The 24,634-nt window shown below is 64.0% G+C and carries 21 protein-coding genes and 1 tRNA gene; 13 read left to right on the top strand and 9 right to left on the bottom strand.

What is annotated here, in order from left to right:
* Positions 1–102 precede the first annotated feature (102 nt).
* Positions 103–1,047 (top strand): AEC family transporter, encoded by a 945-nt coding sequence (locus tag U8330_RS01720; RefSeq protein ID WP_323103428.1) that lies wholly within the window; start codon positions 103–105, stop codon positions 1,045–1,047.
* A 93-nt stretch (positions 1,048–1,140) separates the two neighbouring features.
* Here the strand turns inward: U8330_RS01720 and U8330_RS01725 are convergent, their stop codons facing one another.
* On the bottom strand, positions 1,141–1,860 hold the full coding sequence (locus U8330_RS01725; protein WP_416236795.1) for a c-type cytochrome: 720 nt from the start codon (positions 1,858–1,860) through the stop codon (positions 1,141–1,143).
* Between the two features lie 184 nt (positions 1,861–2,044).
* Here U8330_RS01725 and U8330_RS01730 point away from each other — a divergent pair, with 184 nt between their 5' ends.
* From U8330_RS01730 to U8330_RS01740, 3 genes are all read left to right on the top strand, one after another.
* Positions 2,045–2,797, top strand: a complete 753-nt coding sequence (locus U8330_RS01730; RefSeq protein ID WP_323103432.1) for a 3-deoxy-manno-octulosonate cytidylyltransferase — start codon at positions 2,045–2,047, stop codon at positions 2,795–2,797.
* A gap of 2 nt (positions 2,798–2,799) precedes the next feature.
* Positions 2,800–3,645, top strand: coding sequence for a prephenate dehydratase (locus U8330_RS01735; RefSeq protein WP_323103434.1), 846 nt, complete (start codon positions 2,800–2,802; stop codon positions 3,643–3,645).
* Between the two features lie 181 nt (positions 3,646–3,826).
* A complete protein-coding gene (locus U8330_RS01740) occupies positions 3,827–4,900 on the top strand; it encodes a porin (RefSeq protein WP_323103435.1) in 1,074 nt (357 codons plus the stop codon).
* 54 nt (positions 4,901–4,954) lie between these two features.
* Here U8330_RS01740 and U8330_RS01745 read toward each other — a convergent pair whose 3' ends face one another.
* The 5 genes from U8330_RS01745 to U8330_RS01765 all read right to left on the bottom strand — a co-directional run bounded on the left by U8330_RS01745 (position 4,955) and on the right by U8330_RS01765 (position 12,195).
* Positions 4,955–6,568: an ABC transporter ATP-binding protein gene (locus U8330_RS01745; RefSeq protein WP_323103436.1), complete on the bottom strand. Its 1,614-nt coding sequence runs from the start codon at positions 6,566–6,568 to the stop codon at positions 4,955–4,957.
* Positions 6,569–7,705, bottom strand: a complete 1,137-nt coding sequence (locus U8330_RS01750; RefSeq protein ID WP_416236796.1) for an ABC transporter permease — start codon at positions 7,703–7,705, stop codon at positions 6,569–6,571.
* Positions 7,698–8,621 carry an oligopeptide ABC transporter permease OppB gene (gene oppB / locus U8330_RS01755; RefSeq protein WP_323103437.1) on the bottom strand — a complete coding sequence of 308 codons (924 nt, stop codon included), beginning with the start codon at positions 8,619–8,621 and terminating at the stop codon, positions 7,698–7,700. The genes U8330_RS01750 and oppB overlap by 8 nt, the downstream gene beginning before the upstream one ends.
* 112 nt (positions 8,622–8,733) lie before the next feature.
* On the bottom strand, positions 8,734–10,335 hold the full coding sequence (locus tag U8330_RS01760) for a peptide ABC transporter substrate-binding protein (protein WP_323103438.1): 1,602 nt from the start codon (positions 10,333–10,335) through the stop codon (positions 8,734–8,736).
* A 261-nt stretch (positions 10,336–10,596) separates the two neighbouring features.
* Positions 10,597–12,195 (bottom strand): peptide ABC transporter substrate-binding protein, encoded by a 1,599-nt coding sequence (locus tag U8330_RS01765; RefSeq protein ID WP_323103440.1) that lies wholly within the window; start codon positions 12,193–12,195, stop codon positions 10,597–10,599.
* A 538-nt stretch (positions 12,196–12,733) separates the two neighbouring features.
* Here U8330_RS01765 and U8330_RS01770 point away from each other — a divergent pair.
* Genes U8330_RS01770 through U8330_RS01780 form a run of 3 tightly spaced genes read left to right on the top strand, consistent with a single transcriptional unit; the run spans position 12,734 to position 16,060 of the window.
* Positions 12,734–14,254, top strand: a complete 1,521-nt coding sequence (locus U8330_RS01770) for an ABC transporter substrate-binding protein (protein ID WP_323103442.1) — start codon at positions 12,734–12,736, stop codon at positions 14,252–14,254.
* Positions 14,255–14,288: 34 nt separating this feature from the next.
* Complete coding sequence (locus U8330_RS01775) at positions 14,289–15,236, top strand: ABC transporter permease (protein WP_416236893.1); 948 nt, start codon at positions 14,289–14,291, stop codon at positions 15,234–15,236.
* Positions 15,233–16,060, top strand: a complete 828-nt coding sequence (locus U8330_RS01780; protein WP_323103445.1) for an ABC transporter permease — start codon at positions 15,233–15,235, stop codon at positions 16,058–16,060. The genes U8330_RS01775 and U8330_RS01780 overlap by 4 nt, the downstream gene beginning before the upstream one ends.
* Before the next feature lie 20 nt (positions 16,061–16,080).
* Here the strand turns inward: U8330_RS01780 and U8330_RS01785 are convergent, their stop codons facing one another.
* The gene (locus U8330_RS01785) at positions 16,081–16,590 is read right to left on the bottom strand and encodes a sigma-70 family RNA polymerase sigma factor (protein WP_323103446.1); all 510 of its coding nucleotides are present in this window, start codon (positions 16,588–16,590) and stop codon (positions 16,081–16,083) included.
* Between the two features lie 224 nt (positions 16,591–16,814).
* Between U8330_RS01785 and U8330_RS01790 the strand changes: the two genes are divergently transcribed.
* From U8330_RS01790 to U8330_RS01805, 4 genes are all read left to right on the top strand, one after another.
* Entirely contained in the window at positions 16,815–17,018 is a 204-nt protein-coding gene (locus U8330_RS01790) for a hypothetical protein (RefSeq protein WP_323103448.1), read from the top strand.
* 53 nt (positions 17,019–17,071) lie between these two features.
* A complete protein-coding gene (locus U8330_RS01795) occupies positions 17,072–17,620 on the top strand; it encodes a cysteine hydrolase (RefSeq protein ID WP_323107089.1) in 549 nt (182 codons plus the stop codon).
* Between the two features lie 100 nt (positions 17,621–17,720).
* Positions 17,721–18,515, top strand: a complete 795-nt coding sequence (locus tag U8330_RS01800) for an SDR family NAD(P)-dependent oxidoreductase (protein WP_323103449.1) — start codon at positions 17,721–17,723, stop codon at positions 18,513–18,515.
* A gap of 795 nt (positions 18,516–19,310) precedes the next feature.
* Positions 19,311–20,972: an alpha-amylase family protein gene (locus tag U8330_RS01805; RefSeq protein ID WP_323103451.1), complete on the top strand. Its 1,662-nt coding sequence runs from the start codon at positions 19,311–19,313 to the stop codon at positions 20,970–20,972.
* Between the two features lie 75 nt (positions 20,973–21,047).
* Here the strand turns inward: U8330_RS01805 and rpsA are convergent, their stop codons facing one another.
* A complete protein-coding gene (gene rpsA, locus U8330_RS01810; RefSeq protein ID WP_323103453.1) occupies positions 21,048–22,754 on the bottom strand; it encodes a 30S ribosomal protein S1 in 1,707 nt (568 codons plus the stop codon).
* 140 nt (positions 22,755–22,894) lie between these two features.
* A complete protein-coding gene (gene cmk, locus U8330_RS01815; RefSeq protein WP_323103454.1) occupies positions 22,895–23,527 on the bottom strand; it encodes a (d)CMP kinase in 633 nt (210 codons plus the stop codon).
* A 254-nt stretch (positions 23,528–23,781) separates the two neighbouring features.
* On the opposite strand from cmk, the gene U8330_RS01820 reads away from it, so the two are divergent.
* Together U8330_RS01820 and U8330_RS01825 are read left to right on the top strand one after the other, a co-directional pair.
* On the top strand, positions 23,782–24,165 hold the full coding sequence (locus U8330_RS01820; protein ID WP_323103455.1) for a TIGR02300 family protein: 384 nt from the start codon (positions 23,782–23,784) through the stop codon (positions 24,163–24,165).
* 208 nt (positions 24,166–24,373) lie between these two features.
* A tRNA-Ala gene (locus U8330_RS01825) sits at positions 24,374–24,449 on the top strand.
* Positions 24,450–24,634 lie beyond the last annotated feature (185 nt).

Genomic DNA, 24,634 nt, shown 5'->3' on the forward strand with positions numbered 1-24,634 from the left:
AATTAGCAACGCAATCTTGCCTCAGAGTTGCGTCGTCGTGGCGGGTATGGTTGCGCAGCATCGATGATCTGGTCTATCCCGGCTCGGTAAGTGGAGACAGTAATGTCCGACATCCTGCTGAACGTCCTTCCCGTTTTCATCCTCATTCTCATCGGCTGGCTCATCGTCAAATCCCGCTATCTCAAGCCGGAGGTGGGGGAGGCGCTCGGCGACTTCGTGTTCAAGATCTCCGTTCCCGTCCTGCTGTTCCGCACCATTGCCGCAGCGGATTTCAGCCAGGGGTCGCCCTGGCCGCTCTGGGTTGCGTATTTTTCGGGCGTCCTCGTCGTCTGGACGCTGGGTCACCTGGCGGCGACCCTGATCTTCAAACGGGAGCGGAAGGTGGGGGTTCTCGCCGGGGTGTCGTCCGCCTTTGCCAACACGATCTTCATCGGCCTGCCGCTGGTCTCCCGCAATGTCGGCGAAGACGGCGTGGTGGCCCTGTCGATCCTCATCTCGGTGCATCTGCCGGTGATGATGATCGCCGGAACCGTGCTGATGGAGCGGGCGGAGAGGCGGGAAGGGGGCGGACCGCGCCGGAGCGCCGCCGCGCTCGCGCGCGGCATCCTCATGAACCTCGTCCGCAACCCGCTGGTCATCGGCCTCGTCTGCGGCGCCATTGTCCATCTCCTGTCCATTCCGCTCGAAGGGCCGGTGAAAGTGGTGATCGACCAGACGGCGGCCATGGCGGCGCCGGCCGCGCTGATCTCGATCGGCATGGCGCTGCACCGCTACGGCCTGACGGGGAACCTGCGCCTGGCCGCTTTGACCAGCGCCCTGAAGCTCATCCTGCTTCCGGCCTGCGTGCTCGTTGCCTGCCGCCTGCTCGGCATCCGGCACGATTGGGCGGCGGCCCTGGTGCTGACGGCCGCCGTGCCGACCGGGGTCAATGCCTGGCTCATCGCCAATCATTTCAATGTCGGCCACGGGCTGGCCTCCTCCACCATTACGCTGACGACCCTTCTGGGCGTCGTCACCGTGTCCGGCTGGGCCTATCTCCTTTTTTAGGCGAGCCTGCTCGGCTCAATCCAAGCCGGCAAAAGAAAAGGCCCGGCGCAACGGCCGGGCCTTGGGTTCTTTTCAAAAATCCGCGGTGCGGGATCAGTTTGCCGGAGCAGCCGGAGCCGGAGCAGCCGGAGCCGGAGCAGCCGGAGCCGGAGCTGCAGGTGCCGCAGGCGCGGCCGGAGCTGCACCGTCAGCCGGAGCGGCCGGTGCCGCGGGCGCAGCGCCTTCTGCCGGAGCGGCGGGGGCGGCACCTTCGGCCGGCGCGGCAGCCGGTGCAGCGGAGGCCGAGGCTTCTGGCAGCGGAGCCGGCGTATCGGCCTGGTTGCGCAGCCAGGAGATCAGGTTTGCCCGCTCTTCCGGCTTCTTCAGGCCGGCAAAGCCCATGGCCGTGCCGGGCACATGCTTCTTCGGCGCTTCGATGAAGTAGCTCAGATGGTCGTAGGTCCAGGTCTTGTTGGCCTCGGCAAAGGTCTTCATGCCGGCCGAATAGCTGAAGCCTTCATGGCTGGCGATCGGCCGATCGACGACGCCCCAGAGATTGGGACCGACCTTGTTCGGGCCGCCCTTGTCCACCGTGTGACAGGCCGCGCATTTCTTGAACACGGTTTCGCCTGCGCCGGCATCAGCGCTTGCCAGCAGCGGCTTGATGTCCACTTCGGCCGGTTCTCCACCGGCTGCCGCCCCTTCGCCGCTGCTTTCCTCGGCGATGATCGCAAAGCCCGGCTTTTCCGGCGCCTCCGAATGGAAAATGCCCTCCGATGCGATCGAAACCGACATCAGCACGAACACCGTGCCGAGGAAGGCTCCCACGGCCATGTTCACTCGTGAATCCAACTTGACGCCTCCCCTTGCGTCCGGCCGCCTCCGACCGGGATGACCAACGCATCGACCATCTTGAAATCGCGCGGAACCTATGTCTTTTGACGGGTCCTTGCAACTGAGATTCATCGTGCCGGACGAAGACCTTGACACTTTTCCGCGCCGGTTTGAAGGCCCAACCATGACCCGCGACATTATTGCCAAGGCGCTCGTGCTCATTCCGGCGCGCATGGCCTCGACCCGGCTTCCCGGAAAGCCGCTCGCCGATATTGCCGGCCTGCCGATGATCGTGCAGGTGGCCAAGCGTGCCGCGGAAGCCGATGTCGGGCGGATCCTGGTGGCGGTGGATCATCCGGATGTGCTTGCCGCCGTAGAGGACGCCGGCTTCGATGCGGTCATGACCCGCATGGACCACCAATCCGGTTCGGACCGAATCTACGAAGCGCTGTCGAGCGCCGATCCGGCGGGCGAGGCCGAGATCGTCATCAATGTCCAGGGCGATCTGCCGACCATCGAGCCGGAAACGATCCGGGCCGCTCTCCGCCCGCTTGCCGATCCGGCGGTCGATCTCGCGACGCTGGCCGTCGAGATCACCCATGACGCCGAAAAGACCAATCCGAACGTGGTGAAGGTGGTCGGGGCGCCGCTTTCGGAAAGCCGGCTCAGGGCGCTCTACTTCACCCGCGCCACCGCGCCCTATGGGCAGGGACCGCTTTATCATCACATCGGTCTCTACGCCTATCGGCGTCAGGCGCTGGAGCGCTTCGTTTCCCTTCCGCCTTCAACGCTGGAGAAGCGGGAATCGCTCGAACAGCTGCGCGCGCTGGAAGCCGGCATGCGCATCGATGTGGAGATCGTGCGCTCCATCCCGCTCGGCGTCGATACGCCGGCCGATCTCGAGACGGCGCGCCGCATGCTCGCCAAGGGAGCCTGAGCATGACGAACCGCATCTCCTTCCAGGGCGAATATGGCGCCAATTCCGACATGGCCTGCCGCGACATGTTCCCGTCCATGGAGCCGCTGCCCTGCCAGACCTTCGAGGATGCCTTCCTTGCCGTCGAAAACGGCGATGCGGCGCTGGCAATGATCCCGATCGAAAACACGATCGCCGGCCGCGTCGCCGATATCCACCATCTGCTGCCGGAATCGCGGCTGCACATTGTCGGCGAATATTTCATGCCGATCCGTTTCCAGCTGATGGTGCTGCCGGGTGTGGGGCATGACGAGATCCGCACGGTGCACAGCCATATCCACGCGCTCGGCCAGTGCCGCAAGATCGTGCGGGCCAATGGTTGGCGGCCGGTGGTGGCCGGCGATACGGCGGGTGCCGCCAAGCTGGTGGCCGAGACCGGCGACCGTTCGATGGCGGCACTGGCGCCGCGGCTTGCGGCCGATCTCTACGGGCTCGAAATCCTGGCGGAGAATGTCGAGGATACGGAAAACAACGTGACGCGCTTCGTGGTGCTCTCGCGCGATGAGACGCCGCTCGCGTTCCAGCAGGGCGGTGCCCCTGTCGTGACCACCTTCGTTTTCAACGTCCGCAATATTCCGGCTGCGCTTTACAAGGCGCTCGGCGGCTTTGCCACCAACGGCATCAATATGAGCAAGCTCGAGAGCTACCAGCTCGGCGGCAAGTTCATCGCCACGCAGTTCTATGCCGATATCGACGGCCATCCCGATGAGCCGCATGTGCGCCGGGCGCTGGAGGAGCTGCGGTTCTTTTCCGAGAAGGTGCGCATTCTCGGCTCCTATCCGGCCCATCCGATGCGGCGCGTGTTATAAAAGTCGCGCCGCGCCGAAAAAGCCGGTTCGGGCCTGAGAGGGCCAGAAATGGTGGGTGGCACTTACGAAGTGATCATGGTTGCTAGGGTCTTAGCGGCGGGCTGATTTGCGGCACAAATGCGGCCTGCTGTTTAATCCGAATGAGGGCGCGACCTGACCGTCGCCGCCGGAGGCCAGCACCATGATGATCCGAACTTTCCTCCTTGCGTCGACGACGCTTGTCCTGTGCACTGCCGGCGCCCATGCCGCTGACGCCGTCGTCGCCGCCGAGCCGGAGGCCATGAACTACGTGCGCGTCTGCGATGCCTATGGAGACGGCTTCTTCTATATTCCCGGCACCGAGACCTGCCTGAAGATCGGCGGCTATGTCCGCTCCGACCACAACATTGCCGAAAGCCCCTATAGCGGTGAGGACCAAGGCTGGTCGCCCTTCACGCGCGGCACCATCACGCTGGATGCGCGCTCCGACACGGAGTACGGGCTGCTGCGCTCCTTCATCGAGCTGCGCGCCGAACATGCCGACGAAGCCGACCGCTCCTATATCAACAGCGCCTATATCGAGCTGGGCGGCCTGCGCGCCGGCTATTCCGATTCGCGCTACGACACCTGGCTGAACTCGGCCGGCAACATCATCAATGACGATGTGATCGACTATACCGGCGACCGCACCAACCAGCTGAGCTATGTCTGGGGTGGCGAGAAGGGGCCTTCCGCGTTCATCGGCCTCGAAGAAGGGGCCGGCGATTACGAAACCGGTTTCCCCGGCGAGCCGATCGTCGAAATTCCCTCGCATGAGCGCGCGCCCTATCCGATCGCCGGTGCCCGCATCCAGCAGGATTGGGGCGGCCTCTTCATCATCGGCGGCTACGACACGGACGCCGAGGCCTTCGGCGGCAAGATCCGCGCCGATTACGTGTTCAACGATGTCTTCAAGATCTTCGCCATGGCCGGCTGGCAGTCGGACTGGGACAATGAGAAGGGCCCGGGCGACAGCCGCCGCCGCAACTATTTCGGCCCGTGGAATGGCGACTGGGCGGTCTGGGGCGGCTTTACCGCCACCGTCAACGAAAAGACCTCGGTCAATGGCCAGATTGCCTGGGAGGATGACGGCACGCTGGCAACTGCACTGAACGTCGAGTACCAGATGGTCGAGAACTTCAAGATCCAGCCGGAATTCAACTACACGAAGTTCGATGGCCTGCGCGGCAATGACGACTCCTTCGGCGGCACCATCCGCTTCCAGCGCGATTTCTGATTTTTCTGCCATCGCGGTGCCGGGCTTGCTGTCCGGCGCCGCAGCATCTTCCGGCTAGAGTCGGTAGGCGGCGCTGATCAGGGCCTTGGTATAGTCCATGCGCGGCGCCTCGAAGATCTGGTCCGTTTCGCCCTCTTCCACCACCGTTCCGTCCTTCATCACCATCACATAATCCGCCATGGCCTTGATGACGGACAGGTCGTGACTGATGAAGATGTAGGAGAGCCCGTGCGTCTCCTGCAGCTGCCGCAGAAGGTCGATCATCTGGCCCTGCACCGACCGGTCGAGCGCCGAGGTCGGTTCGTCCAGCACCACCACCTTCGGTTTGAGGATGATGGCGCGGGCAATGGCGATGCGCTGGCGCTGGCCGCCGGAAAACTCGTGCGGATAGCGGTTTCGTGCCCCCGGATCGAGGCCGACCTCCTCAAGCGCGGCAATCGCCCGCTGGTCGCGTTCGGTCTTGGTGAGCTCGGGAAAGTGCACCCTCAGCCCTTCGGTGATGACCTCGCCGACCGTCAGGCGGGGGGACAGCGAGCCGTAAGGATCCTGAAAGACCAGCTGCAGCGCGCGGCGAAGCGGGCGCATGGCGCGCCGATCGGCGGTGGAGATGTCGTCCTGGCCGAAGTAATAGGAGCCCTGCGAAGGCACCAGCCGCAGGAGCGCCCGCCCCAGCGTCGATTTGCCTGAACCGCTTTCTCCGACAAGGCCGATGGTCTGCCCGACCTTCAGCCGCAGCGACACCCTATCGACCGCCCGGAAGGTGCTCGGGCCTCGGGAAAACAGGCCCGGGTTCAGCGCATAATCCACCACCACATCGCGCCCCTCGAGCACGACGGGTGCGTCGGGCGGGCTGGGTGCCTTTCGCCCACGCGGCTCGGCCGCCAGCAGCATTTTCGTATAGTCGTGCTTTGGCGCGGAAAACAGGGTTGCGGTCTCCGCCTGCTCCACCACCTCGCCGCGGCGCATCACGGCAACCCGATCGGCGACATGGCGCACGATCCCGAGATCATGGGTGATGAGCACGATCGCCATGCCGAAACGCTGCTGCAGCGCTTTCAGCAAAGCGAGGATCTGCGCCTGGATCGTCACGTCCAGGGCCGTCGTCGGCTCGTCGGCGATCAGGATATCGGGCTCGTTGGCCAGCGCCATGGCAATCATCACCCGCTGCCGCTGGCCGCCGGAAAGCTCGTGCGGATAGCTGTCGATTCGCCGCTTCGGATCGGGAATGCCGACCAGCTCCAAAAGCTCGAGCACGCGGGCGCGCGCCGCGCGGCGGCTGCCGCCCTGATGAACGAGGATGGGTTCGGCGATCTGCCAGCCGATCGGGTAGAGCGGATCGAGCGAGGTCATCGGCTCTTGGAAGATCATGGTGATCTTCTTGCCGCGCACGCGGTTGAGCTGGCGGACCGGCAGGCCGATCAGGTCCTCTCCCCGGTAGAGGGCCGAGCCGCGCACCGCCCCGTTCTTTGCCAGAAGGCCCATGATGCCCATCATGGTCTGGCTCTTGCCCGAGCCGCTCTCGCCGACGACCGCCAGGGTCTCGCCGGCGCGGATGTCGAGGCTGAGGCTCTTGACGGCTTCGACAGGGCCATCCGGCGTGGAAAAGGAGACCGAGAGGTCGCGGATCGAAAGAATGCAGGCACTGTCTGTCGCTGTGTCGTCTGTCATTCAACGGTCCTTCGGGTCGAGCGCATCGCGCAGTCCGTCGCCGACGAAATTCAGCGAGAAGAGCGTGGTGACGAAGAAGAGCGACGGGAAGATCAGCAGCCAGGGCGCCGACTGGATCGTGCCGGCCCCTTCCGAGATGAGAGCGCCCCAGCTGGTGAGCGGCGCCTGCACGCCGAGGCCGAGAAAGGAAAGAAAGCTCTCCAGGATCATGACCTGCGGGACGATAACGGTGACATAGATCACGATCGGCCCGATCGAGTTGGGAATGATGTGGCGCAGGATGATGTGCCGGTCGGCCACGCCCAGCGCCTCGGCCGCCGCCACATATTCCCGCCGCTTGATGGAGAGGGTCTGGCCGCGCACGATCCGCGCCATTTCCAGCCATTCCACCGCGCCGATGACGATGAACATCAACACGAAGGAGCGGCCGAAGAACACCACCATGACGACGATCAGGAAGACGAAGGGTAGGGAATAGAGAATTTCGACCAGGCGCATCATGATGTTGTCGATCCGCCCGCCGAAAAAGCCGGCAGTGGCTCCATAGGCCACGCCGATGCCGAGCGACACGACCGTTGCAGCGAGGCCGACGAGAATGGACACCTGGCCGCCCAGCATGACGCGCACCATCAGGTCGCGGCCATTCGCATCGGTTCCGAAGGGAAAGAGATCGCGCACGACGCGGCCGGACACGATCAGGCGTCGCCCCTCCTCCTCTGTGCCGGTCACCTGCGTATCCTCGAACTCGTCGATGCGGTCGATATAGCGGGTGACGCGGGGATCCATCGGCGTGTCGGCCGTCAGCGTCGCCGTGTAGGTATCGCCGGAGACGGCGAAGGCGGCGAGCGTCACATGCGCCCGGGCGGTCGCCTGCAGCGCGGCTTCGTTCAGCGCCGCATCGTCCGGCCTCGGCGAAAGGCTCGGCGGCACGCTGACATGGGAGGCGAAGACCTGGTCGTAGCTGTGGTTGGAGAAGAGCGGCCCGAGGAAGGAGATCAGCGTCACCATCGCAAGCACGACGAGGCCGGCCATGGCCGCCCGGTTGCGGCGAAAGCGCCGGACTGCGAGCTGGAACAGGCTCCGGCTCGGGCGGGATGCGACATCGGACATTGCCGGAACGGGCGCGAGGTCAATCATGGCGGACCCTCGGGTCGATGAGAGCGTAGAGAAGATCGACGATCAGGTTGAAGACGATGACGAAGACCGCGATCAGCACGACCGTGGCCATGACCAGCGTGTAATCGCGGTTGATGGAGGCGCTGACGAAATAGCGGCCGACGCCGGGAATGGTGTAGATCGACTCGATCACCGCCGACCCTGTCAGAAGGCCTGCGGCACAGGGCGCGAGATAGGACACGATCGGCAGCAGCGCGGCCCGCATGGCATGCACCACCACCACCTTGTGAGCCGGGAGGCCATAGGCCCGCGCGGTGCGGATATGCTCGGCATTCAGGGCCTCGATCATGCTGCCGCGCATCATCCGTGCGAAGATGGCGAGCTGCGGCAGGGCAAGCGTGACCATCGGCAAGGCGAGGTATCGGATCGACCCGTCGCCCCAGCCGCCGGCCGGCAGCCAGCCGAGCATGACGGCGAAGAGAAGGGTGAGCAGCGGACCCACCACGAAGTTCGGCACGGTGATGCCAAAGGCCGACACGGCCATGATGAGAAAATCCACGGCACTGTTCTGCTTCAGCCCCGCATAGGCGCCGGCCAGCACGCCGCCTACCAAGGCGATGACGAGCGTGAGCAGTCCGAGCTTGATCGAATAGGGCAGGCCCATCGCGATGAGCTCGTTGACCGAATTGTCGCGATAGACATAGCTCGGCCCGAGATTGCCGGTGGCCAGATTGGCCAGGTAGCGCAGATATTGCTGCCAGATCGGCAGGTCGAGGCCGAAGGTGCGGTTCAGGTTGTCCGTGATCTGCGGCGGCAGCGGACGCCTGAGATTGAACGGGCTGCCCGGCGCGAAGCGCATCAGGAAGAAGGAGAGCGTGACGACGATGAACAGCGTCGGCACGGCACTCATCAATCGCCTCAGGATGAAGGAAATCATGGCTGCGTCCGAGTGAGGAGGGTGAAGGGAGAGAAAGGCCGGTTCCGATCCGGATGGCGCACCGGCCGCTGCCAGTCCTTCGCCGGGCGGCGGGCTGGCCTCGGCATCGGTCTCACTTCTCGACGCTCAGGAAGCGGCTTGGATGGCGATCGGGCGCGTTATCGATCCAGCCCTTGACCTTGGTCGAGATCAACGCCCGATTGACGGCGTAGAACAACGGCGCCACCGGCTGCTCCGCCATCATGATCGCTTCCGCCTTGTGCAGAATTGCGTTGCGGGCGGCGGGGTCCTGCTCCCCATAGGACGTCTTCATCAGCGCATCGAAATCCGTGTTGACCCAGTGGCCATAGTTGAAGGCCGTGTTGGTGCTGATCCCCAGCGCCAGGAGGGTCTCCGCATCCGGATAGTCCGCGCCCCAGGCCGCGCGCGAGACCTGGAAGGGGCCGCCGTCGGAAAGATAGGCAAAATGCGTTGCGCCGTCGGAGTTGGTGATGGTCACCTTGGCGCCGAACAGGGTCTTCCACATATCGGCGATCGCCGTCGACGATTTCTCCGCGGTCGCATTCGTAACGGAGCGGATCTCGACTTCCAGCGGTTTGCCGGTCTTGCCATAGCCGGCCTCGCTCATCAGCTTGACGGCGGCGTCCTCGCGGTCGAGCTGGCTCATCGTCGCGAAATCGGCAGAGGATGGCGTGCCGTAGGTCGGCAGACCGGGCGTGACGAAGCTGTAGCCCGGCAATTGCGCATTCGAATAGATTTCCCGCGAGATGAAATCGCGGTCGATCGCCATCGACAGTGCCCTGCGCACCCGCACATCGTTGAAGGGCGGCGTGCGCATGTCGAAGACGAGGTAGGAGATCGCCAGCATCGGTGAGAGGTGAACCTGATCGCCGAGCTTCGAGCGGAGAAGCTTGAGGTCCGTGAGCGGAAAGTCGTTGTTGATATCGAGCTCGCCGGCCTCGAAGCGATTGGTGGCAGCCGCCTCGTCATCGAGCGGCAGGAAAATCACACTGTCGAGCCTGGTGTGCGCGGCGTCCCAGTAATGGGCGTTCTTCGTCAGCGTCAGATGGTCATTGGCAATGTGATCGGTCAGCGTGAAGGCGCCATTGGAGATGAGTTTGCCTGGCTTGGTGAAATCGCTGCCGTCCGCCTCGATATTCGCCTGCTTGACCGGATAGGCGGCGGGATTGGCGAGAATGGCGAGCAGGAAGGGGACCGGCCGCTCCAGCGAGATCTCGAGCGTCCGATCATCGATCGCCTTGACGCCCAGCGCCTCGAGCGGCAGCGCGCCCGTGTTGACCTTCTCGGCATTCTTGATCGGATAGAGCAGGGTGGCGTAATCCGCGGCGATCTTCGGATCCTCGACGCGCCGCAGCGAATAGACGAAATCCTGCGCGGTGACCGGCGTGCCGTCCGACCATTGGGCCTCGGGGCGCAGCGTGAAGGTGTAGACGAGCTTGTCGTCGGACACGGTCCAGCGCGACGCGACACCGGGCACGATTTCGGCTGCGGCATTGCAGGTGGTCAGGCCTTCGAAGAGGTCGTCCATTATCGAGATTTCGATGTCCATGGAGACATGATGCGGATCGAGCGAGGTCGGCTCGCCGCTGTTGCCCCGACGAAGCACCATCTCCGCCAGGGCTGGGGAGGCGCCGGCCAGCAGAAGGGCGCAGAGGGCAGAGCCGGCAAGAAAGCGAGAAGCAGCGTTCAACATGGTTCCCTCGAAATGGTGTGGTGAAACGGCACGAAGGATTTGGGACGGGTCGAAAAAACGTGGAAGCCGCGTGCCTTCGCCAGGACTGAAGGTGCGGGAACGGGGTGAACCGGCTTCAATCGGCTCCGTGCAGCCTGTCCGGGTTCTGCTTGGAGAGGTCCCACGGGGCGCGGCGTCGATGTCCCGGCATCGCGGGCTGGTCTGCCGGCGCCCCATGAGCGCCGGCATCCCCGCCTGCCGGAAGCGCGGCTCGTAACCGGCTTATTCGCCAAGGCTCAGGAAGCGGCTCGGATGGCGGTCTGGCGCGTTGTCGACCCAGCCCTTGACCTTGTTGGAAACCAGCCAGAAATCGGCCTTGTAGAACAGCGGCGCGATCGGCTGTTCGGCCATCATGATCGCTTCGGCATCATGCAGGATCTTGCTGCGGGCGGCGGGGTCCTGCTCCAGATAGGACTTCGCCATCAGCGCATCGAAGTCCGCATTGGTCCAGTGGCTGTAGTTGAAGGCCTTGTTGGTGCTGATGCCCAGCGCCAGGAAGCTTTCGGCATCCGGATAGTCGGCACCCCAGCCTGCGCGGGCGACGGAGAATTTGCCGCCGTCCGTCAGGTAGCCATAGTGCGAGGCGACGTCGGAACCGGTGAGGGTGACCTTGGCGCCGAAGGCGGTCTTCCACATGTCGGCAATCGCGGTGGCGACCTTCTCATGCGTCGAGCTGGTGTTGTAGCGAATCTCGACCTCGAGCGGCTTGCCATCCTTGCCGTAGCCCGCCTCTTTGAGCAGCGCGCCCGCTTCGTCCTCTCGATCCAGCTGGCTCTTGCCGGCGAAGTCGGCCGAGAAGGGGGTTCCATAGCTGGGAATGCCGGGAGAGACGAAGCTGTAGGCCGGCAGCTGCGCGCCGGAATAGACCTCCTTGCACAGGAAGTCGCGATCCACCGCCATGGACAGGGCCTTGCGAACGCGCGCATCGTCAAACGGTGGGGTGCGGGTGTCGAAGGCATAGTAATAGGTCGATAGCGCCGGCGAGACATGCGCCTGTTCGCCAAGCTTCGAGCGGAGCATCTCCAGGTCGCTGGCCGGGAAGTTGAAGCCGATATCCAGCTCGCCGGCCTCGAAGCGGCGGACGGTCACGGAATCGTCGTCCAGCGGGTAGAAGACCACCTTGTCCAGCTTCGTATTGGCCGTATCCCAGTAGTTGGGGTTCTTGGCCACGGTCAGGTGGTCGTTCGCCACATGCTCGCTCAGCACGAAAGCGCCGTTCGAGACGAGCTTGCCCGGCTTGGTGAAATCGGCACCATCCTTCTCCACATTTGCCTTGTTGAGCGGGTAGGCGGCCGGATGGGCCAGAATATCGAGAAGGAACGGGACGGGGCGTTCAAGCGTGATCTCGACGGTTTGATCGTCGACCGCCTTCACGCCCAGCTGGTCGAGCGGCAGTTCACCCTTGTTGACCTTCTCGGCATTCTTGATCGGGAAGAGGATGCCGGCATAGTCGGACGCCGTCTTGGGATCCTCGACACGCCGCATGGCGAAGACGAAGTCTCCTGCCGTCACCGCGCTGCCATCCGACCACTTGGCCGTGGGCCGGATCGAGAAGGTGTAGACCGTCTTGTCCTCGGACACTTTCCAGCTGGAGGCGACGCCGGGGATGACCTCGGACTTGGCATTGTAGGTGGTCAAACCTTCGAACAGGTCGTCGGTGATGAACATCTCGATGTCGACGGAGATATGATGCGGGTCCAGGCTGGTCGGCTCGCCGCCATTGCCCCGATGAAGCACCGTCTCCGCAAGAACGGGAGACGCTCCGGCCAGAAGCGCCGCGCAAAGGGCCGTGGTGGCGAGAAAGCGAGAAACCGCGTACATCGTTTACCCCTTTATTAGGATTTATGATGAGCGGAGCAAATGGCAAATTTGAACGCGACGCAAGGGGAATCATCGCAGAGTTATGCGGCTTCCCGCGCGCCCTCCCGCTCCAGAGCCGGGCGCTGGTCTCGTTCCGAGCGCCGGAATGTTTGCTCGCGCTGACCGACTCACGCCTGCACCGATCGGGAACGGGCACGATGGCGAAATCCTGAGCCGAAACGGGGCGCTGCGGCGCAATAAGTCTATAAAAAAGGCCCTTGGAAACGAAATCTTGTTTCGCGCGCTGTCCCGTCTGCTTTGCGCGGAGGCGTCGATTGCGTAAGTATTGGCATGCGTTCGAACAGCTGCCCTCCGGGTCAGGCAAGACGGAAAAGAGCGACCGGGGCGACCTTGCTGCTTCATGGAACGGTTGACGCCAAAGATCGATCGTCGCCAGCACCGGAAAATTCCCCTAAGGAGAGGGACGCTGCATCGGGCTAATGCAAGGCTGCAGCCGGTGCTGCGGGGGTGGTCTGTGTCTGGTGGGAAGGGTCGATCCATGCTGTCTCGTTCTGTGCATCGCGTCGCTGCGGCCCTCTTGGCTACGGTTCTCTGGGCCGCGGTCCTCGGCGGTCTCGCCGGGCCAGCCGATGCGGCAGCGCGCACCGATCTGGTCCTCGGCATGGCCGTCGAGCCGCCAGGGCTCGATCCGACGGTCGCGGCACCGGTCGCCATCGGCCAGGTGGTCTGGCAGAATGTTTTCGAAGGGCTGACGCGGATCGATGCGGAGGGCAGGGCGCAGCCGCAGCTTGCCACAAAGTGGTCGGTCTCTCCCGATGGGCTTCGCTACAGTTTCTCGCTGGCGCGCGGCGTCACCTTCCACAATGGCACGCCGTTCACCGCCGAGACGGCGAAGTTCACGCTCGACCGCATCCGCGCAGAGGGCAGCGTCAATCCGCAGAAGGCGCTCTATGCGGTGATCAAGGATGTCCTGGTCGAGGACCCGCAGACCTTGGTGCTCGAGCTTTCCAGCCGCTCCTCCAATCTGCTCTTCTGGCTCGGTCTTCCCACTGCCGTCATGCTGGAGCCCGGCTCGGCGGAGACGGCGCGCACGGCGCCGGTCGGCACCGGCCCGTTCCGCTTTTCCTCCTGGCGGAAGGGCGACCGGGTCGAGCTCGTCCGCAACGAAACCTATTGGGACAAGGCCGAGGCAGCGCGGCTGGAACGGGTCACCTTCCGCTTCATCGGCGACCCGCAGGCACAGAGCGCCGCATTGCAGGCCGGCGATGTCGATGCCATTCCGTTGTTTGCCGCCCCCGAACTCTACGGCGCCTTTGAAGACGATCCGCGTTTCATCGCAAAGCCCGGCGTGACCGAGATGAAGGTGGTGGCCGGCCTGAACACGACGAAGGCGCCGCTGAACGATGTGCGCGTCCGCCGGGCGTTGATGATGGCGGTGGACCGCGAGATGCTGGTGGAAGGCGTAGCCAGCGGCTTCGGCACGCCGATCGGCAGCCATTACACGCCGAACGATCCCGGCTATCGGGATCTCAGCGCCGCCATTCCTTACGATCCGGATGCGGCCAAGGCCCTGCTGGCGGAAGCTGGCTATCCCGATGGCTTCGCGCTGACGATCAAGACGCCGCAAATGCCCTATGCCAGCCGCTCGGCCGAGGTGCTGCAGGCCCTCTTCTCCGAGATCGGCGTTTCGCTCACCATCGCGCCGACCGAGTTTCCGGCGCGTTGGGTGCAGGAGGTCATGCGGGACAAGGCCTTCGACATGACGATCATCGCCCATGCCGAGCCGCTCGATCTCGGCCTTTACGCCAATCCCGGCAATTACTTCGGCTATCACAACCCGAACTTCGATGCCGCAATTGCCACGGCGGTGGCCGCGCCCGACGAGCCATCGCGGCTCGCCGCCTATGGCACCGCACAAGAGATCCTGGCGCGCGATGTGCCGGCCCTGTTTCTCTATGTGCAGCCGAAGCTCTCCGTCTGGGCCAAGGGGCTTACGGGATATTGGCAGAACGAGCCCGTGCCGTCGAACGACGTGACGGAGGTCGAATGGGCCGAGTAGGCAGGCAGAGATGGGCTTTCAAGGCGATGGCGCCATGCTGACGGCGGCCGTGCGCCGCTTGCTCGGCCTGCTCGTCACCCTGGTCCTGCTGACGATCGTCATCTTCACGCTGATGCAGCTCGTGCCCGGCGATCCGGCTGCCGCCATGCTGGGCACCGCGGCAACGCCGGAGGCTGTCGCCGCGCTCCGCGCGCAGCTCGGACTCGATCAGCCGGTGGTCCTTCGTTACCTTGCCTGGGTCGGCGGCATGCTCGTCGGCGATTTCGGCACCTCCATCACCTATGCCGCGCCGGTTTCCGGGCTGATCGCCGAGCGCCTGGCCGTGACCCTGCCGCTCGCCTTTTTCGCCGTCGCTCTTGCCGTGATCATCGGCCTGCCGCTCGGCGTGCTTTCGGCGGCCCGGCCGAGCGGGCGTGTGGACTGGGTCGCCGGCCTGCTATGCCAGCTCGGGCTGGCGGTGCCGAATTTCTGGATCGGCCTCCTCCTGATCCTCACCCTCTCGCTCGGTCTTGCCTGGCTGCCGGCCGGTGGCTTTCCCGGCTGGCAGGCGGGCATCCTTCCGGCGTTCGGCGCGCTGTCTCTGCCGGCTCTGGCTTTGGCCATTCCGCAATCGGCGGTTCTTGCCCGTGTCACGCGCGCGGCCGTCATCGAGGTCATGAGCGAGGATTTCATGCGCACCGCGCGCGCCAAGGGCTGCTCGCGCGGCCAGGCGCTTTTGCGCCATGCGCTGCCCAATGCGCTGATCCCGATCGTCACAATCCTCGGCCTGCAGCTGTCCTTCCTCGTTGCCGGCGCCGTCCTGGTGGAAAACGTCTTCACCCTGCCGGGTCTCGGACGGCTGGCGTGGCAGGCGCTGGCCCAGCGCGATTTCCCGGTGATCCAGGGCGTCGTCCTGCTCCTCTCGCTTCTCGTCATCGGCATCACGCTGCTGGTCGATCTGCTCTATGCGGTGATCGATCCGCGGCTGAGGCGCGGGCGATGAGGCAGCCGCTGCCGAGATCGCTGCTGGCCGGCGCCACGCTGACGGGGCTGGTCGTCGCCATTGCGCTCCTATCGCTCGTCTGGACGCCGGCGCCGCCGGGGCGCTTGCGCATGGCCGACAAGCTCAAGGGCCCGCTGGAGGCGGGGCTGCTCGGCGCGGATCATCTCGGGCGGGATACGCTGTCCATGCTGATGGCGGGTGCGGCCAATTCGCTGTCGATCGCGGCGGTGGCCGTTCTGTTGGGAGGCGGGATCGGCGTGCTGCTTGGCCTGCTGGCCGCAGGTCTGCGCGGTTGGGTGGAGGGGATGATCCTGCGGGTGTCGGATGCCGCCTTCGCGCTGCCGCCGGTGCTTTCCGCCATCCTGCTCGGTGCGGTGCTCGGCCCGGGGCGGACGACGGCCATCGTCGCGATCGCCCTGTTCCTGGTGCCGGTCTTTGCCCGCGTCGCGCGCGCTGCGGCGCTGCAGGTTCTGGCGCGGGATTATGTCCTGGCGGCGCGCATGCTGGGGCTGACGCGGTTTGCGATCCTGCGGGATCACGTGCTTCCCAACATCGCCGGGCCGCTTGTCGTGCAGGTGTCGCTGCAGCTGGCCCTGGCGATCCTCAGCGAGGCCGGCCTGTCCTTCCTGGGGCTCGGGCCTGCGCCGCCGGCGCCGAGCTGGGGGCGCATGCTGGCCGATGCGCAGACCTATCTGCAGCAGGCGCCGCATCTGGCGCTGGCGCCGGGGCTGGCCATTGCCACCTGCGTCCTCGGCTTCAATCTTCTGGGCGATGGGATGGCCGCAGCCCTCGATCCGCGTCGCGCGACACGGCACGACGCGTGAGAGCGCCGCTTGTACAGCCTTCAGATCGCCCGGGCATCGTCTCCGAGCCGGCGGGCGAGGTGGGCCCGCGCACGGTTGACCCGGCTCTTCATGGTGCCCAAGGGGCAGTGGCACCGTTCGGCGGCATGTTCGTAGCTGATTCCGTCGATCGCGATCAGGCTGATCGCCTGGCGGTAGAGCGGCGGCAACTCGCCCAGCGCCACCTCCAGCTCATGGCCGCGCACGGCCCATTCCTGCACGGGCGGAACGGTGGGCTGGTTTGCAACGCAGTCTTCCGAACCGACCGGTTCGCGCTTGGCAAGCCCGAACTTGGTGCAGAAGGTGTTGCGCATGATGGTGAACATCCACGACTTCAGGCGCGTCCCTTCCTGGAAGCGGTGAAGATTGGCGAGAGACTTGAGAAGCGTTTCCTGAACGAGGTCCTCCGCCTCGTTCGGTGAGCGGTGGAACCGCACGGCAAAATTGCGCAGCGCCGGAATGAGTTCGATCAATTCGGCCTCGAGACGAGCGCGGGACTGTTCGTCGGACATTGGCTGACCCCCGTTAGGTTACGGCGGAAAACCAGGGCATCACGACCGGGTTCCGTAGAAATTTGCAAAAACGTCAAAAAAATTAATCCCTAAGTTGTTCATTATCCGATCTATGAGTCACGTCTTTAATCCTCAGGTTGCGGAAATGGGAACTTTGACCCTTTCGTCCGGTTGGCCGGCCACGCGGCATACTCTGCCGTCGCGAAGAAAAAGGAGGTCGAGCCATGACCAACAAGCATATCAAGCCCGCCAAGCCGAGCGACGTGGATCTGATCGGCGATCCCGGGATCGGGCGTTCGCGCGGCATCGGCAGCCCGGTGGAGGAAGAGGCGCTGCAGGGCGAGTCCACGATCGAGGGCGATATCGCCAATGACACGACGCCGGAAGGCGGCGTCAACCCCGGCCAGCGCGGCCGGACGAACAGCTAAGGGGGAACGGCGTGGCAGACCCCTTTGGCGAATGGCGCCATCTCTGTGTCGATATGCAGCGCATGTTTTCGGAAGACACGCCTTGGCACGTGCCGTGGATGGCGCGTGTCTCGCCGGAGGTGCTGGAACTGGCCGAGCGCCATGCCGGGCGCACCATCTTCACCCGCTTCATCCCTCCGGAGCGGGCAGCAGACGCGGGCGGCCTGTGGCGCAGCTATTACGAGAAATGGTGGATGATGACCGGCGAGCATCTGCCCGCCGAGATGCGCGCCCTGATGCCGTCGCTCGCGCGGCTTGCTCCGCCGGCCCTCGTCTTCGACAAGCCGACCTATTCCCCATGGGTGGGTAGCCGGCTTCATACGCTGCTGCAGCAGCAGGCCGTGCGGACGCTGGTTGTCACCGGTGGCGAAACGGATGTCTGCGTTCTCGCCACTGTTCTGGGCGCGATCGACCTCGGCTACCGCGTCATCCTGCTCGGCGATGCGGTGTGCAGCGGGGCGGACGACACGCATGACGCCAGCCTTTCGCTGCTGCAAAGCCGCTTCTCCATGCAGGTCGAAGTCATGACCACGCACGACTTCCTCGACCAGCTCTCAGCCTGACCGGATCGACGATCCGAATCGAGCCCGCGCGCCTTCGTCCTGGAACCCTGCCGCCCGCTTCTGGTTGGGCGGCAGACTGTTTTTTCAGGAAGGATTATCCATGGCCAGCACGCCTCGCCCTCTCGCCGTCATCACCGGCGCCTCGTCCGGCATCGGACTGGAACTCGCCCGTCTTGCGGCGGCCGACCAGCATGATCTGATCATCGCCGCGGACGATGCGGCAATCGAGAATGCAGCCGAAAGCCTGCGTGCCACCGGCGTTTCGGTGGAGGCACGACAGGTGGATCTTTCGAGCCGCAGCGGCGCGGACGCTTTCTCCAGCTTCGTCCAGTCCAAGGGCCGTCCGGTGGACGTGCTGGTCGCCAATGCCGGGCGTGGCCTCGGCAAGGGCTTTCTGGACCAGGATCTCGACGCCGCGCTGAAGGTGGTGGACACCAACATCACCGGCACGATCAGCCTGATCCACAGCATCGGCAAGGACATGCGCGCCCGCAATGCCGGTCGCATCCTCATCACCGGCTCCATCGCCGGCTTCATTCCGGGCAGCTACCAGGCGGTCTACAACGGCACCAAGTCCTTCCTCAATTCCTTCTCCTTCGCGCTGCGCAACGAGCTGAAGGATACGGCCATCAGCGTCACCTGCCTGATGCCGGGGCCGACCGACACGCGGTTCTTCGAGCATGCCGACATGCTGGACACCGAGGTTGGCCAGGCCGAAAAGGACGATCCTGCCGATGTCGCCAAGGTTGGCTGGGAGGCGATGAAGAAGGGCGAAGGCGACATCGTCGCCGGCTGGAAGAACAAGCTGCAGACGGTCATGGCCAACATCACCCCGGCCCCGCTTCTCGCCCGCCAGCACGAAAAGATGGCAGCCCCCGGCACCGCCAAGCAGTAAGCGTCGCGCTGTGTACCGGACCTGATGACTATCTGTTGGTTAGCTATAGTCTCAATGCTCCTAGCACCTTTTGACATTGCGAGCTTATGCGTTAGCAGGACTTCGGACTTGCCAAAATGGTAATTTCGCCCTAGGAAACGGAGTGTCTGTACGTCCTGCAGGCAAGGCAAAGGCCCCTACTTGCGTAGGGGCCCCTCTCGTTGACGCAGGTGAAGTCTGGGTTACGCCTTGTTCGCGCTGGAACGCGGCCAACGGCGGCAGTGGGGCGCAATACGCTGCCACTGGCCCAGACGGCACCGCCAGTAGCTGATAACAGATACTGGTCGATGGATAGGGCATGAGATCCTCATGTCCTTCTCCTTTTCTCTTGCGAGAGCAAGGAGGAGTCGCTCCCACCACTCCTTCGGCGCAGACTACGACGAAGCTCAGAAACCTCCCAAGTCTTTGGTTGATGCTGTCGAGTCGTGTCTTCTAGTAGAAGGCGCGAATGCTGGATAATGGATTTGGAATCTTTGTGCAAGCAGTCGGTGATGTACTGCCCGTTATTCACAGTTGTTGTCTTTGAAGCCTGTTGGCTGAACCCTGCTACGAGGTAGGCATCAGATAGTAGTTCGCCGAAAGTTGGTATTCAGACCTTAAGCGGGGTCATTGTTTTGAAAAAAGCCGCTCCTGGTACATCTAGACTTGTTTATCTAAACTGGTCCCGGCTTGTCGCCCTTCACGGATGGCGCCCTATCTCCGCTTTCGCGCGGGCGGCGCTGGCCGCTCGCCTGGGTCGCAATCGGAGCGGTGCGCATGATCAACGATCTCTGGTACAAGAACGCGGTCGTCTATTGTCTCTCGGTCGAGACCTTCATGGATGCCAATGGCGATGGCGTCGGGGATTTCCAGGGCCTGGCGCGAAGGCTGGATTATCTCGCCGGCCTCGGCATCAGCGCCATTTGGCTCATGCCCTTTCAGGCCTCGCCCGGGCGCGACGACGGCTATGATGTGTCCGACTATTACACGGTCGATCCGCGCTACGGCACGCTCGGCGATTTCGTCGAGTTCACCCACGGCGCCAAGCAGCGCGGCATCCGCGTGCTGATCGACCTCGTCGTCAACCACACCTCCGATCAGCACCCCTGGTTCCAGTCCGCCCGCAGCGATCCGAACTCGCCCTATCGCGACTGGTATGTCTGGTCGAAGACCAAGCCGCCCGGTGCGGACGAGGGCATGGTGTTCCCCGGCGTGCAGAAGACCACCTGGACCCGCGACGCGATGGCCAAGGAATATTACTTCCACCGCTTCTACGAGTTCCAGCCCGACCTCAACACCGCCAACCCGGCCGTCCAGGCGGAAATCCTCAAGATCATGGGCTTCTGGATCCAGCTCGGCGTCTCCGGCTTCCGCATGGATGCGGTGCCTTTCGTGATCGCCGAGAAGGGCGCGGAGATCCGCAAGGCCAAGCCGCAATTCGAGATGCTCAGAACCTTCCGCGAGTTCCTGCAATGGCGCCAGGGGGACTCGATCATTCTGGCCGAAGCCAATGTCGCGCCCAGGGAAAACATCCACTACTTCGGCGAGGATGGCGACCGGCTGCAGATGATGTTCAACTTCCACGCCAATCAGAATCTCTTCTATGCACTGGCCAGTGCCGATGCCCGGCCGCTGGCCAAGGCGCTGGAGGAAACGCGCGAGCACCCGGCGACCGGCCAGTGGGGCCTGTTCCTGCGCAATCACGACGAGCTCGATCTCGGCCGGCTGAGCGAGAAACAGCGCCAACAGGTCTTCGCCGCCTTCGGCCCGGACAAGGACATGCAGCTCTATGATCGCGGCATCCGGCGGCGTTTGGCGCCGATGCTCGATGGCGACATGCGTCGGCTGCGCATGGCCTATAGTCTGATGTTCTCGCTGCCGGGCACGCCGGTCATCCGCTATGGCGACGAGATCGGCATGGGCGACGACCTCACCTTGCCCGAGCGCAATTGCGCCCGCACGCCGATGCAATGGTCCGACGAGCCGCATGGCGGCTTCACCAAGAGCGACACGCCCGTGCTGCCGGTGATCGAGAAGACCGTCTACGGCTATCCCCATGTCAATGTCGCCAAGGAGCGGCGCGACCCGGAATCGCTGCTCAACTGGACCGAACGGCTGATCCGAATGCGCAAGGAAGCGCCGGAAATCGGCTGGGGCAATTACGAGATCCTCGACAGCGGCGACGAGGGCGTGCTGATCATCCGCTACGATTGGCGCAACAACGCCGTGCTCTGCGTGCATAACTTCCATGCCCGTCCTGTGGAGGTCGAGTTCCATGTCGGGCTTGAGGACCATGCCGACCGACTGATCGATCTCGCCGATGGCGGCCACAGCACGGCAAGCGAAACCGGCCGCCACCGCATCCTTCTCGATGCCTATGACTATCGCTGGTACCGCGTAGGCGGCCTCGACTACCTGCTTCGCCGCAGCGAGACCTGAGTTCGTCTTTCGTGCAACGAAAAAGCCCGCGGTGCTTGCGCACCGCGGGCTTCACTTCGGGCAGACAGGAAAGGATTACTCGTTGCCGCCGCGGTTCTTCAGGGCTGCGCCCAGGATGTCGCCGAGCGAGGCGCCGGAGTCCGACGAACCGAACTGGGCCACGGCTTCCTTCTCTTCTGCGATCTCGAGAGCCTTGATCGACAGCATGACCTTGCGGTCCTTCTTGGAGAAGTTCGTCACGCGGGCATCGACGGTCTGGCCGACCGAGAAGCGCTCGGGGCGCTGGTCGTCGCGATCGCGGGCCAGGTCGTTGCGGCGGATGAAGGAGGTGATGTCTTCGTGGTTGACGAGACGAACCTCGATACCGCCGTCATTGACCGCGGTAACTTCGCAGGAAACGACCGCGTTCTTGCGCAGTTCGCCCGAGGCAGCGGCGTCGCCGACCGAATCACGGCCGAGCTGCTTGATGCCGAGCGAGATGCGCTCCTTGTCGACGTCCACATCCAGAACGACAGCCTTGACGACGTCGCCCTTGTTGTACTCCTCGATGACCTGCTCGCCCGGACGGTTCCAGTCGAGGTCGGAGAGGTGCACCATGCCGTCCACGTCGCCTTCGAGGCCGATGAACAGGCCGAATTCGGTCTTGTTCTTGACTTCGCCTTCGACCTCGGTGCCAGCCGGATGGCTGTGCGCGAAAGCCTGCCACGGGTTCTCGAGCGTCTGCTTGAGGCCGAGCGAGATGCGGCGCTTGGTCGGGTCGACTTCGAGAACGACAACCTCGACTTCCTGCGTCGTGGACAGGATCTTGCCGGGGTGAACGTTCTTCTTGGTCCAGGACATTTCCGAAATGTGGATCAGGCCTTCGATGCCCGGCTCCAGCTCGACGAAGGCGCCGTAGTCGGTGATGTTGGTCACCGTGCCGGAGATCTTCTTGCCGGTCGGGTACTTGGCGCCGATGCCATCCCACGGATCGCTCTCGAGCTGCTTCATGCCGAGCGAGATGCGGTGGGTTTCCTGGTTGATGCGGATGATCTGAACCTTGACCTGCTGGCCGATGTTCAGGATTTCCGACGGATGGTTGACGCGGCGCCAGGCCATGTCGGTCACGTGCAGCAGGCCGTCGATGCCGCCGAGGTCCACGAACGCACCGTAATCGGTGATGTTCTTGACCACGCCGTCGACAACCTGGCCCTCTTCGAGGTTCTGGACGATTTCCGAGCGCTGTTCGGCGCGGGACTCTTCGAGAACCGTGCGGCGCGAAACGACGATGTTGCCGCGGCGCTTGTCCATCTTGAGGATTTCGAAGGGCTGCGGGTTGTGCATCAGCGGGGTGACGTCGCGGATCGGACGGATATCGACCTGGCTGCGCGGCAGGAAGGCAACGGCACCATCCAGATCGACGGTGAAGCCACCCTTGACCTGATTGAAGATGACGCCTTCGACGCGCTCGCCGTTCTCGAACTTGACTTCGAGACGCATCCAGCTCTCCTCGCGGCGAGCCTTCTCGCGCGACAGAACGGCTTCACCCAGCGCGTTTTCGATGCGCTCGACATAGACCTCGACTTCGTCGCCGACCTTCAGCGAGCCGTCCTTGGCCTTGGCGCCGAATTCCTTGAGCGCCACGCGGCCCTCGACCTTGAGGCCGACGTCGACAATGGCAACGTCCTTCTCGATCGCGGTGATGATGCCCTTGGTGACGTAGCCTTCGGCGAGGTCCGTCTTTGCGAAGGATTCCTGCAGAAGCGCTGCGAAATCGTCGCGGGTGGGGTTTGCTTGGGACATGAAATCTCCTGGTCGTGCTCCGATGGCTCGGGACACGGGCGCCGGGGGTTGGCTGTTGAACATATCCGATCCACCGTCCGCCTTCCGCTTGGAGCGGGAAGGCAATAGTCCGGCGCGGGGAAGGCCGGATCGGAACATCTCTATTTCGATGCTGAAATCGCGGCGTCGATCAGAGCCTTGGCCGCAGAAAACGCCGCCTCTATACTCATTTCGGACGTGTCGATCAAGTGCGCGTCGGGCGCGGGGCGCAGCGGGCTGTCCTCGCGCTCCATGTCGCGCGCATCGCGCTTGGCGATATCGGCGAGAACGGCGAGATAATCGGCGGGCACGCCATGTCCGGTCATCTCGTCGAAGCGGCGCCGGGCACGCACCTCAGGCGACGCGGTGACATAGAGCTTCACCGGCGCCTCGGGGCAGACGACGGTGCCGATGTCGCGCCCGTCGAGCACGGCGCCCGGCGCGCGGCGGGAGAAGGCGCGCTGCGCTTCCACCAGCGCCCGGCGCACCGAAGGCATGACGGCGATCCTGGAGGCCGCCTCGCCGATCTCATGCGCGGAGAGCACCGCGCGGTCGAGACCGGCGAGATCCACCTGAAAGGCCATGGCTTCCGCCACCGCCTCATTGTCCAGCGGCGCCCCGGCCTCCAGCAGCGCCTTGGCGGTCGCGCGGTAGGTAAGGCCCGTATCGAGATGGTGAAAGCCGAATTCGGCGGCGATGCGGCGCGACAGCGTTCCCTTGCCGGCAGCCGCCGGTCCGTCGATGGCGATGATCATGCGCGTCCGGCTCCCTTTGCTTCCGGCATGGCGCCGGTCCCTCGCGACCCCCGCCTGTTAGCGGAATGTCGCGGCTCGCGCCATGGGCTCACGCCCTCAAACCCGGCCGTTTCCGCCGCAACCACAGGACTTTGCGGCAGTTTGGCTTTGACAGGCACGGGAGAGACGATTATGGGGACCGGCACATTCATCTCCCCATTCACCGCCGGTTTTCCGGCAGACGCCGGATTCCGGTCGTTTGAGAGGCTCTGACAGTGGCAAAAGCGGAACTTGGAACCAAGCGCATCGACCCGGAAACGGGCCGGAAGTTCTACGACCTGAACAAGGATCCGATCGTCTCGCCTTACACAGGCAAGTCCTACCCGCTCTCCTTCTTCGAGGAAACCTCGGTGGCCAAGGTTCTGGAGAAGGCCGAGGAAGAGGATGTCGCCGAAGTCGATACCGAGAACACGGAAGTCGAACTCGTCTCGCTCGAAGAAGCCGACGACAATGCCAGCGGCGACGATCTGCCGGATCTGGGCGACGACGAGGTCGAGATCGACAATGACGACGACACCTTCCTTGAAGAGGAAGACGACGACGACAATGACGGCCTGTCCGACCTGATCGGCGTCAACGACGACGACGACGAAGTCTGATTTTTTTCGCCCGCGCGGCGCCTGGCTCCCGCCCGGGCCGCACGGCACGGTCGCCCGCTAAACGCGGTCGGCAAAAGAATTTTCCCGGTGGTGGTTTTTTCGACTTGACCATCTCCGGGAAGCGGAAGTAAGAAGCCGCACCGCTTGAGAACGAGGCCAACGCCTCGCACGCAGCGGATCCCGGACCGGCCAAAACCGGAACCCGAATGGGGCTATAGCTCAGCTGGGAGAGCGCTTGCATGGCATGCAAGAGGTCAGCGGTTCGATCCCGCTTAGCTCCACCAAATTCCTTCTTCATTCCACGCCAGTGTTGAGCGCTTCGACGGCAGCAGTCTGACCGGTCACCCTCAGCCCTTGTCAAAGTTTGGTCCGCCGATCGCCTTCATCCCGTCCTCAGGGTGAGAGCTGAACCATATCGCTGCCGATGAAACCGGTTGCGGCAGGGCGAAGCGGTGTTGGAGCTCGGCAT

The organism is Rhizobium sp. CC-YZS058, assembly GCF_034720595.1.
Classification (GTDB): domain Bacteria; phylum Pseudomonadota; class Alphaproteobacteria; order Rhizobiales; family Rhizobiaceae; genus Ferranicluibacter.